The sequence below is a fragment of the Acidovorax sp. SUPP3434 genome (assembly GCF_030159015.1).
In the GTDB taxonomy this organism is placed as follows: Bacteria; Pseudomonadota; Gammaproteobacteria; order Burkholderiales; family Burkholderiaceae_C; genus Paracidovorax.
The window spans coordinates 17390-31382 of the sequence record NZ_BQXL01000008.1 but is presented as its reverse complement, the minus strand read 5'-3'; the positions used below and the strand labels follow the sequence as shown (position 1 = coordinate 31382).

Genomic DNA, 13993 nt, shown 5'->3' with positions numbered 1-13993 from the left:
GCACGCCCCTCATCCGGCCTTGCGGATTTCTTCCTTCAAATCCTTGGCGAACGCTTCGGCCAGCGCCAGCCTGCTGCCAGGAAAAGGAAAAATCAGTGCAGACCGCGACGTCATTTCTTCCTTAATCGGACGCACCACAACGTTCGGCCCGACAAAGGACGCTGCCGCCCAGCGCGACACCAGCGTGATGCCCAGGCCGGCTGCCACCATGCCGCAAGCGATCACCGAATGCGGCGTCTCAAGCACTACCCTCGGGTTGACGCCGGAGCGCGAGAAAAGATCGTCAATCTGGTAGCGTAGGAAGCTGTGCTGCGACAGCAGCACCATGCGCTCGCCGTCCAGGTCCTTCACCGAGAGCTGGCGCTTGCCAGCCAGGCGGTGCGTGGCCGGCATCACCGCGACCGAGGTCGAGGGCTCCAGAGGCTCAACCGAAATTGCGGGACGCGACAAGGGCAGCTCGATCAAGCCCACGTCGAATTGCCGCGTCGCCACTTGGTCGGCCACCTGCCGCGATGGCAGGCTCTGCACGTACGCCGACACGTTGGGCCGCGTCGCCAGGAAGCGCGCCAGCGCCCGCGGCAACAAGGATTGGGACAAGGACGGCAGGCAGGCGATTCGCAAAGCGCCCGCTCGTGTCTCGCCGATGTCCATCGCCACCTGAGCGATGCGGTCCAGGCTGCCGTAGATGGGTTCGATCTCGCGGTAAAGCGCATCGCCTTCCGGCGTCGCCACCAACCGCCGGCCGCGCCGTTCAAAAAGCTTGTAGCCAATGCGAAGTTCCAGCAGACCGATCGAGCGGCTGACTGCCGGCTGGCTGACGCTCATTAGTCGCGCCGCCCCCACCACAGTGCCCGTGCGCATGACGGAATAGAAGGACTCGACTTGTCGAAGATTCAGGCTGGGCTTCATACATAACATTCAAACATAAGTAGAGTACCGATATTGAATTGTTATTGATGTCGCTCCGTCCAACAATCAGCCATCCCTGCAGGAAGCACAACCAAACGGCCGCCCCCAACCCTTATCAGGAATCGATGACGTGAACACAATATCTCTGTCGAAAAGTTCTTTGGCCGTGCCTTTGACCCGCCGCGTGGCAGCCGCCGCCGTGTTCGGTTTGCTGGCGGTCGCCCCCGCCCTCCAGGCGCAGACGACAGCTCAAAACTACCCCAACCGGCCGATCCGGCTCATCGTGGGTTTCCCGCCGGGTGGCTCTTCGGACGCCACGGCGCGCATGCTAGGCACCGCTCTGAGCGCCAAGCTGGGTCAGCCAGTCGTGGTGGATAACAAGGCGGGCGCAAATACCGTCATCGCCACCCAGTACTTGCGCAGCCAGCCGGCCGACGGCTACACGCTGCTGTCGGTCTCGTCGTCGTTCGCCATTAACCCGGCGCTGCAGAAGCTCAGCTACAACATCGACACCGATTTCGCGCCAGTCGCCTTGCTGGGCATCATTCCGCTGATGCTGGTGACGCCGAACGAGGTGTCGGCGAAATCGTTGCCCGAGCTGATCGGGCTTGCGAAGGCCCAGCCCGGCAAACTGCCGTACGCCAGCTACGGCGCTGGCAGCGCGGGGCACATCGCATCCGAACTTCTGCTGTCGATGGCCGGCGCGGAAATGATTCACGTGCCGTACAAGGGCACCGGCCCGGCGCTGGTCGATGTGATGGGCAACCAAGTCACGATGATGATGCCGACCGTGGCCGCATCCAATGCCTTGGTGAAGCAAGGCAAGCTCAGGGCCATCGCCGTGAGCAGCGCCAAGCGCGTGTCGGCGGTGCCCACCATCCCGACCATCGCCGAGTCTGGCCTGCCGGGCTACGAACTGGTGGCCTGGGAAACCATCCAGGCGCCAGCAGGCACGCCGCCCGAGATCGTGAACAAGCTCAACGCCACGATCCGCCAGATCGTCGCAACGCCGGAATTCCACGACAAGCTGATCGCGCTGGGCATCGAGCCGGACACCGGCAAGACGCCCGCGGAAGTCGGCAAGTTCGTGCAAGCCGAGGCTGCAAAGTTTGCCAAGGTCATCAAGGATCGCGGCATCAAGCCGGAGTGACCGGACTCATCGAACTATGCGGAGACATGCATGAGCAGTAGAAATGAATTCGACACCCTCATCCTGGGCGGGGGTGTCGTCGGCATGTCGATCGGTTTGGGCATGGCCCGGGCCGGCGACTCGGTCTGCGTGCTGGACGGGAGCGATAGCTCCTTCCGGGCCTCGCGAGGCAACTTCGGCTTGGTGTGGGTGCAGAACAAGGGCTTGGGCCGACCCGGCTACGCGCGCTGGACGATGCGGTCTGCGAAGGCTTGGCAGGCGCTTGCCGACGACCTGCTGTCGCTCACCGGCGTGGACGTCGAACTGCAGCAGCCCGGCGGCCTGGCGATGAGCTTCGACCAGCAAACGCTGGTCGCCCATGCCCGCAAGCTCGACGCCCTCGGTCAGGAGCTAGGCATGGACTATCCGTACCAGGTGCTGGACCACGACCAACTGCGCAAGCTGACCCCGGCGATCGGCCCCGATGTGGTCGGCGCCGTGTACTGCCCACTGGACGGCCACGTCAGCCCGCTGCGCACGCTGCGCGCCCTGGTGCAGGGCTTCCACGCTCGCGGCGGCCGGTTGATCAGCGGCGTGCATGTGGAGAAGATCGAACATGAGGCCGACCAGTTCAAGGTCCAGGCGGGTGACCAGACCTACACGGCGGGCCGGGTGGTGCTGGCCGCCGGCTTGGCCAACAAGGAGTTGGCGCCACAGGTGGGTCTTGACGCGCCGGTGCGCCCGGTGCGCGGCCAGATCCTAGTGACCGAGCGCATGCAGCCCTTTCTTTTCCACCCGACGCATTACGTGCGCCAGACCGGCGAGGGCGTGGTGCAGATCGGCGACTCCAAGGAAGAAGTCGGCATGGACGACGGCACCACCCACGGCGAACTGGCGCGCATTGCGGCCCGGGCCACCCGCACCTTCCCGATGCTGGCTGACGCCAATGTGGTCCGCACCTGGGGCGCCCTGCGGGTGATGAGCCCGGACGGCTACCCCATCTATCAACAGTCCACCCAATGCCCCGGCGCGTTCGTGGTGACCTGCCACAGCGGCATCACGCTGGCGCCCGTCCACGCAGGCCCTCTGGTCGAGTGGATGCGTGGCGGCGCGGAGCCGACGGAAATCCAGGGATTCAAAGCGGAGCGCTTCGATGTTCAAGCCCATTGACCTACCCGCTGCGGAGCAGCGCAAAAGCATCGTGATCCACGTCGAGGGTCGTGCGATCCAAGCCCGGGAAGGCCAGACCCTGGCCACCGCCTTGCTCGGCGCAGGCGTGGTGCCGTTTCGTCGTACATCGGTTTCCGGTGCACCGCGGGCGCCGCTCTGCCTGATGGGCGTCTGCTTCGACTGTCTCATCGAAGTGGACGGCTCGCAGAACGTGCAGTCGTGCCTCGTCGAGGTGGAGAACGGCATGCAGGTGCGCCTGCCGACGGGTGCCCGCCGCATTGAAAACGAGGAGACGGCATGAACAGCTTGAGCACCCGCGAAGCGGCGGCAGTCTCCGTTGAAGGCAACGGTTTTACCCACGACCTGGTCATCATCGGTGCCGGCCCGGCGGGCATGTCCGCTGCCATCACCGCCATGGATGCCGGCCTGCGCACCGTCGTGCTCGACGAGCAGCCGCGCGCCGGTGGCCAGATCTACCGCAACGTGTCGGTGGCACCGCCCACCATCTCGGCACTGCTGGGCGCGGACTACCGCCACGGCGGCGACCTCGTGCGGCGCTTTGTCGTCACGGGTGTCGAGGTGCACCACGACACCTTGGCGTGGGACATCAGCCGCGACCTGACCGTGACAGCGCAGAAGGCCGGCCGGTCGTTTGCCCTGCGTGCGCCGCAACTGCTGGTGGCCAACGGCGCGATCGAACGGCCCTCTCCCATTCCCGGCTGGACCCTGCCCGGTGTGATGAACGCTGGCGCGGCGCAGATCGCCCTAAAGACCGCCGGGCAGGTCCCGTCCGGCGCCGTCGTGCTCGTCGGCAACGGGCCGCTGCTGCTGCTGGTGGCCTGCCAGCTTCTGAAGGCGGGCGCGCGGGTGGCGGGTATTGTCGATACCTCCCCCGCATCTAACCGCGCACGGGCCATGCCGCATGCCTTGTCGGCATTGCGTGCGCCAGGCATGCTGACCAAGGGTCTACGCATGCTGTGGCAACTGCGGCGCGCGCGCGTGCCGCATTTCATGCATGCCGAATCGGTCCGCTTCGAGGCTTCGTCTGACCAGCAGCGTGTCGAGACGGTCAGCTTCACCAGCCAAGGCAAGAACCACCGATTGCAAGCCGAAGTGGTCCTGTTGCACCACGGCGTGGTGCCCAACACCCAGATCAGCCGGCTGCTTCGGGTGGATCACGTGTGGAGCGATGCCCAACTGACTTGGCAGCCGGTCGTCGACGCCTGGGGAAACACATCGCTTGCCGGGCTTCGCCTCGCCGGTGACGGCAGCAGCATCGGTGGTGCGCATGCCGCCGAAGCGCGAGGCGCCATCGCGGCCCTGGGTGCAGCCCTTGCGATGGGCAAGCTCGATGCCGCACAAGTCGACCGCCGAGCCCTTCCGTGGCGCCGACAACTTGCCGCGCAAACCGTCATCCGACCGTTTCTGGATGCGCTGTACCGTCCGCCCGAGTGGCTGGTCGATTGCCCGGATGAAACGCTGGTCTGCCGCTGCGAAGAAGTCACGGCCGGCCGCATCCGCGAAATGGCCAAGCTGGGCTGTGAGGGCCCGAACCAGACCAAATTTTTCAGCCGCTGCGGCATGGGCCCTTGCCAGGGCCGCATGTGCGGCATCACGGTTACGCAGGTGCTTGCTAAGACGCTCAACCGCGCACCTGGCGACGTCGGCGCCTATCGCGTACGTGCCCCGCTCAAACCGGTACGCCTGGGCTCGCTTGCTGCGCTTGCCGAACCATCTGCCGCCTCTTTGCATGCATCAACCAAGAAATGAACATGGACATCCAACGCCATCACTCCAACGCTCGCATCAGCAAGATCGTGATACACGGCGGGGTTGCATATCTTTGCGGCCAGACTGCCAAAGGCAGCGCGGCTGCAGAGGCCGACATCGCCAGCCAAACCACGGAAGTGCTGTCGCGCATTGATGCACTGCTGGCTGAGGTGGGCACCGACGCGACGCGTTTGCTCACCGTCACCATTTACCTGCGCGAGATTGCGGATTTCGCTGGCATGAACGCGGTATGGGAGGCATGGCTCGAAGGCAAACAAGCGGCCGCACCTGCGCGCACGACCATAGAAGCAGCGCTTGCCACTACCAGCCTGCGCGTGGAAATGACAGCTGTTGCGGCTTTGACTTAGTTATTCGGACTTTCGCCTCGGTGGTTGTTTCGCCTGATTTGCGTTCGTGCTACCCACACGCCTATGCGGCGACAAAAAAGTGCCATCGCGCCTGCGCAGTAGTCGGAGAGAAGGCCGCTCGGCAATGCGCTAATGATCGAACTACGCCACCTTCGTTATTTCATCGCGGTTGCCGAAGAACTCAGCTTCCGCCGAGCCGCCGAGCGCATCCATATCGACCAGACGCCGCTGTCGCGCACCATCCGCGATCTGGAGGATCAACTTGGTGTGCTGCTCTTCATTCGCATGCCACGCAAGCTGCGCCTCACTCCCGCCGGTGCACGTCTGCTCAAAGAAGCCGACAACCTCTTTATCCGACTTGAACGCACGCGACGCGTTGTGCGCGCGACCAATGCCCGCCATCGCGCTCCGCTTCGCATCGGCATTGCGGACGGCATAGCCCAGCCCAAGCTGTCCGAATGTTTCACCGGGTGGCAAGCACTAGCGCCAGAGACGCCACTAGAGTTAGCCGAAATGAGCGCCGATGAACTTGCCACCGCGTTGCGGCGCGAAGAGATCGATGCCGGCGTATCTTTCGGTTTGCCCGAAAACGAGGCCATCGCTCAGGAGCCGGCCTGGAATTACCCGCTGGTGGCTATGCTGCCGTTTGGGCACGAGCTCGCGTCCCTGGAGAAGGTGGCGCTGGCCGACCTTCTGGCCTTCCCTTTGATCTCATGCAGGGCCGACCGGCAGCCGGGCCTGGTGCAGCAGATGCGGGACATCGTGCGGCGCTATCGAACGCAACTCACGATCACGGGCGAAGCGAGCAGCCTGGCCGGCTACGTCACACGCGTCGCCGCCGGCATGGGCGTCGGCTTGGCAGATGCCGGTCATGCCGCCACCTTGCACCGTACCGACGTGGTCGCGGTACCGCTCCAAGAAGACGAGCACATCATCACCTGGGTGCTTCACAAGCACCAGCGCTTCGGCCTGCCTGAACAGCTGCAACGCTTCGTGACCTACGCCAAGACGCTTCACTGATCGTTACAAGGCCAGCTGTACTGCAACGATGCGTCGCGCCATCGGCCTTGGACAAGCCGCTCATGCTTTGCAATGCTGCAGGCTCGACGGCCTTCAGGCCGCGGTGATCGGGCCAGCCACCTGCGTTTTCACGTACCCGCCAGCGTACGCCGCGCCACGCCCTGTTGGGTGTGCATCGCGACGATCCGATTCCAGACTCAAGCACTTGTGCCGCTGCGGCACGTGCGTGCTGGAACCAGGACGCAAACAAAGACGGAACCAAGACGTGAAGGGGGTGAACGATGCCCACAGGCATCCTTTTCGGGCAGATCTGCGTTGTACTGGGTGTGGCCTTCGGCGGCGTGTGGTCGGCAACACAGTGGACGGCTCATGCGCTGGGCTATCAACCGCGGCTCGGAGCCGCATGGTTTGATATTTCCGGCGTACCGGTCTACGGGCCCTGGAAGCTCTTCGAGTGGTGGTATTTCTACGATGCCTACGCACCCGACGTGTTCCTTCGCGGCGGCACCATCGCGGCATCGAGCGGGATGCTCGCTACGGGCGCGGCGATCGGCATGGCCGTCTGGCGCTCCCGTCTTGCCAAGGGGGTCACAACCTACGGTTCCGCCCGCTGGGCCGATGCAGATGAGATCCGGCAGGCCGGACTGATCCGGGCTACGGGCGTCTTCCTGGGCAAGTTAGCTGGGAAGGTCGTCGCGTACGTGCGCCACGACGGCCCGGAGCACGTGATGGTCTTCGCCCCCACGCGCTCAGGCAAGGGTGTCGGTCTCGTCATCCCCACGCTGCTGTCCTGGACCGGGTCGGCCGTGATCCACGACATCAAGGGCGAGAACTGGAATCTGACGGCAGGCTGGCGCACACGCTTCAGCCACTGCCTGCTGTTCAACCCGACCGACGCCAAGAGCGCAGCGTACAACCCGCTGCTCGAAGTGCGACGCGGCATGCACGAAGTCCGCGACGTGCAGAACATCGCCGACATCCTGGTTGACCCGGAAGGCGCGCTGGAACGCCGCAATCACTGGGAGAAGACCAGCCATGCACTACTCGTCGGTGCGATCCTGCACGTGCTCTACGCGAGCGAGGACAAGACGCTACGTGGCGTTGCCAACTTCCTGTCCGACCCGGCATGCCCTTTCGAGGTGACGCTGCATCGGATGATGACGACCAAGCACCTGGGTAGAGATGGAGAAGATGGGGTGCATCCCGTCGTTGCGTCAGCCGCCCGCGAAGTCCTCAACAAAAGCGACAACGAGCGATCCGGCGTCCTGTCCACCGCCATGAGCTTCCTGGGCCTCTACCGCGACCCCACGGTGGCCGAAGTCACGTCACGCTGCGACTGGCGCATCGCCGACCTGATCTCCGCCGAGCACCCGGTGTCGCTCTACCTGGTCGTGCCGCCCTCGGACATCAGCCGCACCAAGCCGCTGATCCGTCTCATCCTCAATCAGGTCGGCCGGCGCTTGACCGAATCACTCGACGGCTCGGACGGCATCGCGCGCAAGCACAAGCTGCTCTTGATGCTCGACGAGTTCCCGGCGCTGGGACGGCTGGACTTCTTTGAGTCCGCGCTGGCCTTCATGGCGGGCTACGGCCTGCGCGCCTTCCTGATCGCGCAGTCCCTGAATCAAATCGACAAGGCCTATGGCCAGAACCATTCGATCCTCGACAACTGCCACGTGCGCATCGCGTTCGCCACCAACGACGAGCGCACGGCCAAGCGCATCTCAGAGGCACTGGGCACCGGTACTGAATTGCGCGCGCAGCGCAACTACGCGGGCCACCGGCTGGCGCCCTGGCTCGGGCACCTCATGGTTTCCCGGCAGGAGACCGCGCGGCCGCTGCTCACGCCGGGCGAAGTGATGCAGTTGCCGCCCGATGACTCGGTGGTGATGGTTTCCGGCCATCCGCCGATCAAGGCGAAGAAGCTCCGCTACTACCAGGACCGGAACTTCATTGCGCGGGTGCTGCCGCCACCGGTGCTGGCACCAGGTGTCTATGTGGACCGACCTGCACCGCGCTCCGACGATTGGAGCGGGCTGGCTCCGCTCGTAGCGACCGAATCTTCGTCCGGTGGCGAAGAAGAAGGCTTTGCCGACGAGGGAGGCCACCAGTTCAAGCCCGAGCTCGAAGTGACCCCCGACACGCCGATCCTTCCGGCCGACGATGGTCTGCTGGTGCTCGACGATGAGGACGACATGCCACTGCGTCCGCAGGACGTGGACCGGCAGCTCACTCGCAGCGCACGTCTCGCCGCCATGGACCCTGACGACGGGATCGCCCTATGAGCCGCACACGCCTGAACATCTTCATCGAGCCGGCGCACGCCAAGCGCCTGGACCAGGTTTCCGCGCACAAGGGCGTTTCGAAGTCCGCCGTGATCGCGGCGGCACTGGCGTCCTTCCTTTCGCCGGATGGCGAGGACCAGCGCGAGGCGGCCCTGGCCAAACGCCTGGACCGCCTCTCGCGGCAGTTCGACCGTCTGGAACGCGACCAGGGCGTGCTGATCGAGACCGTCGCCCTGTACCTGCGCCACTACCTGACCGTGGCGCTGCCGGTACCCGAACACCAGCAGGAGGCCATGCGCGCCCAGGGTCGCGCCCGCTATGTCCAGTTCATCGAGCAGCTGGCCCGCCACATCCAGCGCGGCCGCAGCCTGGTTCGCGAGATTCATCAAGAGATCGAGCCGGTTGCACCGGCACAGCAAACAGGTGAAGGCCACCAGCCGACTTCCTCCGACGGCGCGATTCATGGAGACGACCCAGCCATGTCCAGTGAAGGAGAAAGACCATGAGGCCCATCAACATCGCTCAGGGCGGAGGCGTGGGCGACGGCGGTGAATCCGCCGCCCGCCGCATCCGCATGCTGCGCACGGCGATGGGGCCGGAGATCGCGGCAGCGCTCGACGACCCGGAGATCGTTGAAGTGCTGCTGAACCCCGATGGATCGCTGTGGGTGGACCGTCTCGGCAGTGGCCGCGCGCCGACCGGCACCGCGCTCCCTGCACCGGTGGCCGAACGGATCATCCGGCTCGTGGCTGCGCACGTTCGCACGGAGGTGCATCCGGGTGCACCGATCCTTTCAGCCGAGCTGCCTGAGACCGGCGAGCGATTCTTGGGTGTGCTGCCCCCCGTCGTGCGGGCGCCCTCGTTCGCTATTCGCAAGCGCGCGCTGCGCATCATGAATCTCGCGCGCTATGTGGAAGACGGCGTGATGACGGCCGAGCAGGCGGCATTCCTGCGCTCGGCGGTGCACGACCGGCTGAACATCGTCGTCGCAGGCGGGACCAGCACGGGCAAAACGACGCTCGCGAACGCGCTGCTCGACGAGATCGTAGAGACGCGCGATCGCGTGCTGATCCTCGAGGACACGGTGGAGCTGCAGTGCCGCAGCGACGACCACGTCGGCATGCGCACCGAGCCCGGCGTGAGCACCATGGCCGACCTGGTGCGCGCGACCCTGCGGCTGCGGCCGGACCGGATCGTCGTCGGCGAAGTGCGCGGCGCCGAAGCTTTGGACCTGCTCAAAGCCTGGGGCACCGGGCATCCGGGCGGCATCGCAACCGTGCACGCCGGCTCCGCCGCGGGTGCGCTCACGCGGCTCGAACAGCTCGTGCAGGAGGTGAGCATCACCGTCCCGCGCGCCCTCATCGCCGAGGCGGTCAACGTCATAGTCTTCATTGCCGGCCGCGGCCGCGCGCGCCGCGTGCGCGAAATCGCACGCGTCCTCGGCTTCAACAGCCATGGATACCAGTTCGACACCTCGCTCGGGCCGGGCTTTCCTCCCATTTCCCCCAACCCGTCATCCACAGGAGAACCAACATGACGAACCTGCGTACATCCGTAAAACCGCTTCTGGTCGCCACCGTTGCTGCGGCGGTGTTGCTCACCGTTGCGCTGCCAGCGCACGCGGCTGGCTCCAGCATGCCGTGGGAGGCACCACTGCAATCCATCCTCGATTCGATCCAGGGGCCGGTGGCGCGCATCGTCGCGGTGATCGTCATCATCGCCACCGGGCTGGCACTGGCGTTCGGCGACACCTCTGGAGGCTTCCGCAAGCTGATCCAGATCGTTTTCGGTCTGTCCATCGCGTTCGCGGCTTCCTCGTTCTTCCTGACCTTCTTCAGCTTCACGGGCGGAGCGGTGTTGGCATGAACACCTCGGCTGCCAACACCTCGGGGCCGCCCGGCTTCGAAGTGCTCCTGCATCGGTCGTTGACCGAGCCGATCCTGATGGGCGGGGCGCCGCGCACCGTGGCGATCGCCAATGGCACGCTGGCCGCAGCGGTCGGACTGGGCCTGCAGCTTTGGCTGCCCGGCATCGCACTGTGGATCGTCGGGCACTCACTCGCTGTCTGGGGCGCCCGCGTGGACCCGCAGTTCATGCAGGTCTTCGCGCGGCACATCAAGCACCGGCAACTGCTGGACGTGTGAGGACATCACGATGATGAACCTCACCGAATACCGCGAGCGTCCGGCGCTGCTGGCCGACTGGCTTCCCTGGGCAGGCCTTGTCGCCCCCGGTGTTGTGCTCAACAAGGATGGCTCGTTCCAGCGCACGGCGCGTTTCCGTGGGCCAGACCTGGACAGCGCGACACAGGGCGAGCTGGTCGCCACTTCAGCGCGCCTCAACAACGCACTGCGCCGGCTCGGCTCGGGCTGGGCGCTGTTCGTCGCGGCCGAGCGGCGCGAAGCTGCCGACTACCCCGAGTGCTCGTTTCCCGAACCGCTGTCCTGGCTCGTCGACGAAGAACGGCGCGCTGCCTTCGAGGAAGACGCTAGCCACTTCGAGAGCAGCTACCACCTGTCGCTGCTGTATCTGCCGCCGGAGGAATCGCGTGCGCGTGCGGGCCGGCTGCTTTACGAGAACCAGAAGACCGAAGGCGTGGATTGGCCAGATTGGAGGACGCGGCTGACCACCTTCGTGTCCGAGACCGAACGCTTCTTCGGCCTGCTCGAAGGCGTGATGCCTGAGATTCGCTGGCTCGACGACAGCCAGACATTGACCTACCTGCATGCGTGCATTTCGACGCGCCGACACACCGTCGCAGTGCCCGAGGTGTCGATGCACCTCGACACGCTGCTGGCGGATGAGCCGCTCACTGGCGGACTGGAGCCGACGCTGGGCGGTTCGCATCTTCGGGTGTTGACCGTGCGCGGCTTCCCCACCTCGACCTGGCCCGGTTTGCTCGACGATTTGAACCGCCTGGGCTTTGCCTACCGATGGAGCACGCGGTTCATCTGCCTGGACAAGGCCGAAGCCGAGAAGGAGCTCGCTCGCCTGCGCCGCCAGTGGTTCGTCAAACGCAAAAACATCGTCGCGCTGCTGCGCGAGACGATCTTCCAGCAGGAGAGCCCGCTGGTGGATTCCGATGCATCGAACAAGGCATCCGACGCGGATGCTGCGTTGCAGGAGCTGGGAAGCGACCAGGTGGCGTTCGGCTATTTCACTGCGACGGTCGCTGTGCTCGATGCCGACGCGGCCGGGGCCGACGAAAAGCTGCGGCAGGTGGAACGAGCCATTCAGGGTCGCGGATTCGTGACGATCCCTGAAACCCTGAATGCGGTCGATGCCTGGCTGTCGTCGATCCCGGGCCATGCCTACGCCAATGTGCGCCAGCCCATCGTCTCGACGCTGAACCTTGCGCACATGATGCCGGTCTCGGCCGTCTGGGCTGGGCCTGAGCGCAATGCGCATCTCGATGGCCCTCCACTCATCGTCACCCGTACCGATGGCGCGACGCCATTCCGGCTGGTCACGCACATCGGCGATGTGGGGCACACGCTGGTGGTCGGGCCGACCGGCATGGGCAAGTCGGTGCTGCTCGCCACATTGGCGATGCAGTTCCGGCGCTACGCGGGCTCCCAATTGCTCGTCTTCGACATGGGCCGCTCGATGCGTGCCACCGTGCTCGGTCTTGGCGGCGAACACTACGACCTTGGGGCGGACGGAGCCATTGCGTTCCAGCCTTTGGCTCGCATCGACCAGAACGCCTACCGGACCTGGGCGGCCGAGTGGATCGAAGGACGCTTGGTTCAGGAAGGCGTCGCTGTCGGCCCGCCGGAGAAGGACGCGGTCTGGTCCGCGCTCAACAGCCTGGCGAGCGCGCCGGTCGAACAGCGCACCATGACTGGCCTGTCGGTACTGCTGCAGTCCAACGCCCTGCGCCAGGCGCTGCAGCCCTACGTGCTGGGTGGTGCGCACGGCGCGCTGCTCGACGCGGATTCGGACCGGCTCGGCACGGGTTCGATCCAGTGCTTCGAGATGGAAGAGCTGATGCAGAGCAAAGCAGCAGTGCTGGCCGTGCTGGGCTATCTGTTCGCGCGCTTCGATGAGCGCTTCGACGGGGCACCGACCCTGCTGATGCTCGACGAGGCGTGGCTGTTCCTCGACGACCCCGTGTTCGCGTCGCGCATCCGCCAGTGGCTCAAGACGCTGCGCAAGAAGAACGTCTCGGTGATTTTCGCGACGCAGTCACTGGCCGACATCCAGAACTCGCCGATCGCGCCGGCCATCGTGGAGAGCTGCGCGAGCCGCGTCTTCCTGCCGAACCCGCAGGCGACGGAGCCGCAGATCCGCTCGATCTACGAGGGCTTCGGCCTGAACACACGGCAGATCGACATCGTCGCGACCTCGCAGCCGAAGCGGGACTACTACTACCAGTCGCGGCTCGGCAACCGGGTCTTCGACCTTGGCCTGGGCCCCGCAGCGCTGGCTTTCGCCGCAGCCTCCTCGCCGGAAGACCAGCGCGCTATCGATGCCGTGCTTGCCAAGGGCGATGCCGGTGCATTCGCCGCCACCTGGCTGCGCCATCGCGGCCTTGAGTGGGCGGCCGATCTCATCCCCTCGTTTCCACCCTTTCCACCCTTTTCTTCCACAGCTCAGGAGAACACGCCATGAAGAAGACCTTGCTTGCCGTCGCCACAGCGGCCTTGATGAGCACGCTGCCCGCTGCGCATGCGCAGCGGGTCGTGATCGACCCAACGAACCTCGCGCAGAACCTCATGACGGCCGCCAACACGCTGGAGCAGATCAACAACCAGATCAAGCAACTGCAGAACCAGGCGCAGTCGCTGATGAATCAGGCGAAAAACCTGACCAGTCTGGACTTCAGCGCCCTGAACGAACTGCGCGCCGCGCTGTCGGCGACGAATCAGTTGATCCAGCAGGCACAGGGCCTGGCCTTCAACGTGCAGCAGATGGAGACGCAGTTCCAGCAGCTGTATCCCGAGTCGTTCAGTGCCACCGTCTCCAGTGGTCAGATGGTGCTCGACGCGCGCAAGCGCTGGACGAACTCGCTGGACGCACTTCGCACAGCAACGAAGGTTCAGTCTCAGGCGGTGCAGAACTTCGCCTCGGACGAATCGACGCTGACGGATCTGGTGAACCGCAGCCAGTCGGCCGTGGGTGCTCTGCAAGCCACGCAGGCGACCAATCAGCTGCTGGCCCTGCAAGCCCGGCAGTCGATACAGGCGCAGCAACTTCAGATCACGCAGGACCGGGCTGCCGCGCTGGAGCAGGCGCGGCAGATTGCCGTCCAGGAGCGTGCGCGCGAGGTGCGCCGCCGCTTCACGGGTGCGGGCACGCCGTACACGCCAGCGACGGTGAATTTCTACAGCGAGTGAGGGGGG

General features: G+C 65.3%; 14 protein-coding genes. 13 read left to right on the top strand and 1 reads right to left on the bottom strand.

The genetic code is table 11. The annotated features are described in order from the left end of the window. Window positions 1–9: 9 nt before the first annotated feature. Complete coding sequence (locus AVKW3434_RS13915) at window positions 10–909, bottom strand: LysR family transcriptional regulator (protein ID WP_284406321.1); 900 nt, start codon at window positions 907–909, stop codon at window positions 10–12. Between the two features lie 184 nt (window positions 910–1093). Between AVKW3434_RS13915 and AVKW3434_RS13910 the strand changes: the two genes are divergently transcribed. The 13 genes from AVKW3434_RS13910 to trbJ all read left to right on the top strand — a co-directional run bounded on the left by AVKW3434_RS13910 (window position 1094) and on the right by trbJ (window position 13987). Beyond that, window positions 1094–2059: a tripartite tricarboxylate transporter substrate binding protein gene (locus AVKW3434_RS13910; RefSeq protein WP_284406320.1), complete on the top strand. Its 966-nt coding sequence runs from the start codon at window positions 1094–1096 to the stop codon at window positions 2057–2059. Window positions 2060–2089: 30 nt separating this feature from the next. Then, window positions 2090–3208: an NAD(P)/FAD-dependent oxidoreductase gene (locus tag AVKW3434_RS13905; protein WP_284406319.1), complete on the top strand. Its 1119-nt coding sequence runs from the start codon at window positions 2090–2092 to the stop codon at window positions 3206–3208. Continuing rightward, a complete protein-coding gene (locus AVKW3434_RS13900) occupies window positions 3192–3509 on the top strand; it encodes a (2Fe-2S)-binding protein (protein WP_284406318.1) in 318 nt (105 codons plus the stop codon). Before AVKW3434_RS13905 ends, AVKW3434_RS13900 begins: the two co-directional genes overlap by 17 nt. Continuing rightward, window positions 3506–4978: an FAD/NAD(P)-dependent oxidoreductase gene (locus AVKW3434_RS13895; protein WP_284406317.1), complete on the top strand. Its 1473-nt coding sequence runs from the start codon at window positions 3506–3508 to the stop codon at window positions 4976–4978. Before AVKW3434_RS13900 ends, AVKW3434_RS13895 begins: the two co-directional genes overlap by 4 nt. Window positions 4979–4980: 2 nt before the next feature. Further along, entirely contained in the window at window positions 4981–5346 is a 366-nt protein-coding gene (locus AVKW3434_RS13890; protein WP_284406316.1) for a RidA family protein, read from the top strand. A gap of 132 nt (window positions 5347–5478) precedes the next feature. Next, window positions 5479–6366 carry a LysR family transcriptional regulator gene (locus AVKW3434_RS13885; RefSeq protein WP_284406315.1) on the top strand — a complete coding sequence of 296 codons (888 nt, stop codon included), beginning with the start codon at window positions 5479–5481 and terminating at the stop codon, window positions 6364–6366. A 281-nt stretch (window positions 6367–6647) separates the two neighbouring features. Further along, a complete protein-coding gene (locus AVKW3434_RS13880) occupies window positions 6648–8651 on the top strand; it encodes a conjugal transfer protein TraG (protein ID WP_284406314.1) in 2004 nt (667 codons plus the stop codon). Then, on the top strand, window positions 8648–9157 hold the full coding sequence (locus tag AVKW3434_RS13875) for a CopG family transcriptional regulator (protein ID WP_284406313.1): 510 nt from the start codon (window positions 8648–8650) through the stop codon (window positions 9155–9157). The genes AVKW3434_RS13880 and AVKW3434_RS13875 overlap by 4 nt, the downstream gene beginning before the upstream one ends. Then, a complete protein-coding gene (gene trbB, locus AVKW3434_RS13870; RefSeq protein ID WP_284406312.1) occupies window positions 9154–10188 on the top strand; it encodes a P-type conjugative transfer ATPase TrbB in 1035 nt (344 codons plus the stop codon). Before AVKW3434_RS13875 ends, trbB begins: the two co-directional genes overlap by 4 nt. Then, window positions 10185–10517: a TrbC/VirB2 family type IV secretion system protein gene (locus AVKW3434_RS13865; protein ID WP_284406311.1), complete on the top strand. Its 333-nt coding sequence runs from the start codon at window positions 10185–10187 to the stop codon at window positions 10515–10517. The genes trbB and AVKW3434_RS13865 overlap by 4 nt, the downstream gene beginning before the upstream one ends. Then, on the top strand, window positions 10514–10795 hold the full coding sequence (locus AVKW3434_RS13860) for a VirB3 family type IV secretion system protein (protein WP_284406310.1): 282 nt from the start codon (window positions 10514–10516) through the stop codon (window positions 10793–10795). Before AVKW3434_RS13865 ends, AVKW3434_RS13860 begins: the two co-directional genes overlap by 4 nt. Before the next feature lie 10 nt (window positions 10796–10805). Beyond that, a complete protein-coding gene (trbE, locus tag AVKW3434_RS13855) occupies window positions 10806–13262 on the top strand; it encodes a conjugal transfer protein TrbE (RefSeq protein ID WP_284406309.1) in 2457 nt (818 codons plus the stop codon). After that, a complete protein-coding gene (gene trbJ, locus AVKW3434_RS13850) occupies window positions 13259–13987 on the top strand; it encodes a P-type conjugative transfer protein TrbJ (protein WP_284406308.1) in 729 nt (242 codons plus the stop codon). The genes trbE and trbJ overlap by 4 nt, the downstream gene beginning before the upstream one ends. The last annotated feature ends 6 nt before the right edge of the window (window positions 13988–13993 follow it).

Coding starts and splice junctions, on each gene's coding strand:
- trbE (WP_284406309.1), top strand. CDS start 10,806: ATGATGAACCTCACCGAATACCGCGAGCGTCCGGCGCTGCTGGCCGAC.
- AVKW3434_RS13875 (WP_284406313.1), top strand. CDS start 8,648: ATGAGCCGCACACGCCTGAACATCTTCATCGAGCCGGCGCACGCCAAG.
- AVKW3434_RS13880 (WP_284406314.1), top strand. CDS start 6,648: ATGCCCACAGGCATCCTTTTCGGGCAGATCTGCGTTGTACTGGGTGTG.
- AVKW3434_RS13905 (WP_284406319.1), top strand. CDS start 2,090: ATGAGCAGTAGAAATGAATTCGACACCCTCATCCTGGGCGGGGGTGTC.
- AVKW3434_RS13885 (WP_284406315.1), top strand. CDS start 5,479: ATGATCGAACTACGCCACCTTCGTTATTTCATCGCGGTTGCCGAAGAA.
- AVKW3434_RS13860 (WP_284406310.1), top strand. CDS start 10,514: ATGAACACCTCGGCTGCCAACACCTCGGGGCCGCCCGGCTTCGAAGTG.
- AVKW3434_RS13915 (WP_284406321.1), bottom strand. CDS start 909: ATGAAGCCCAGCCTGAATCTTCGACAAGTCGAGTCCTTCTATTCCGTC.
- AVKW3434_RS13890 (WP_284406316.1), top strand. CDS start 4,981: ATGGACATCCAACGCCATCACTCCAACGCTCGCATCAGCAAGATCGTG.
- trbJ (WP_284406308.1), top strand. CDS start 13,259: ATGAAGAAGACCTTGCTTGCCGTCGCCACAGCGGCCTTGATGAGCACG.
- AVKW3434_RS13895 (WP_284406317.1), top strand. CDS start 3,506: ATGAACAGCTTGAGCACCCGCGAAGCGGCGGCAGTCTCCGTTGAAGGC.
- trbB (WP_284406312.1), top strand. CDS start 9,154: ATGAGGCCCATCAACATCGCTCAGGGCGGAGGCGTGGGCGACGGCGGT.
- AVKW3434_RS13865 (WP_284406311.1), top strand. CDS start 10,185: ATGACGAACCTGCGTACATCCGTAAAACCGCTTCTGGTCGCCACCGTT.
- AVKW3434_RS13900 (WP_284406318.1), top strand. CDS start 3,192: ATGTTCAAGCCCATTGACCTACCCGCTGCGGAGCAGCGCAAAAGCATC.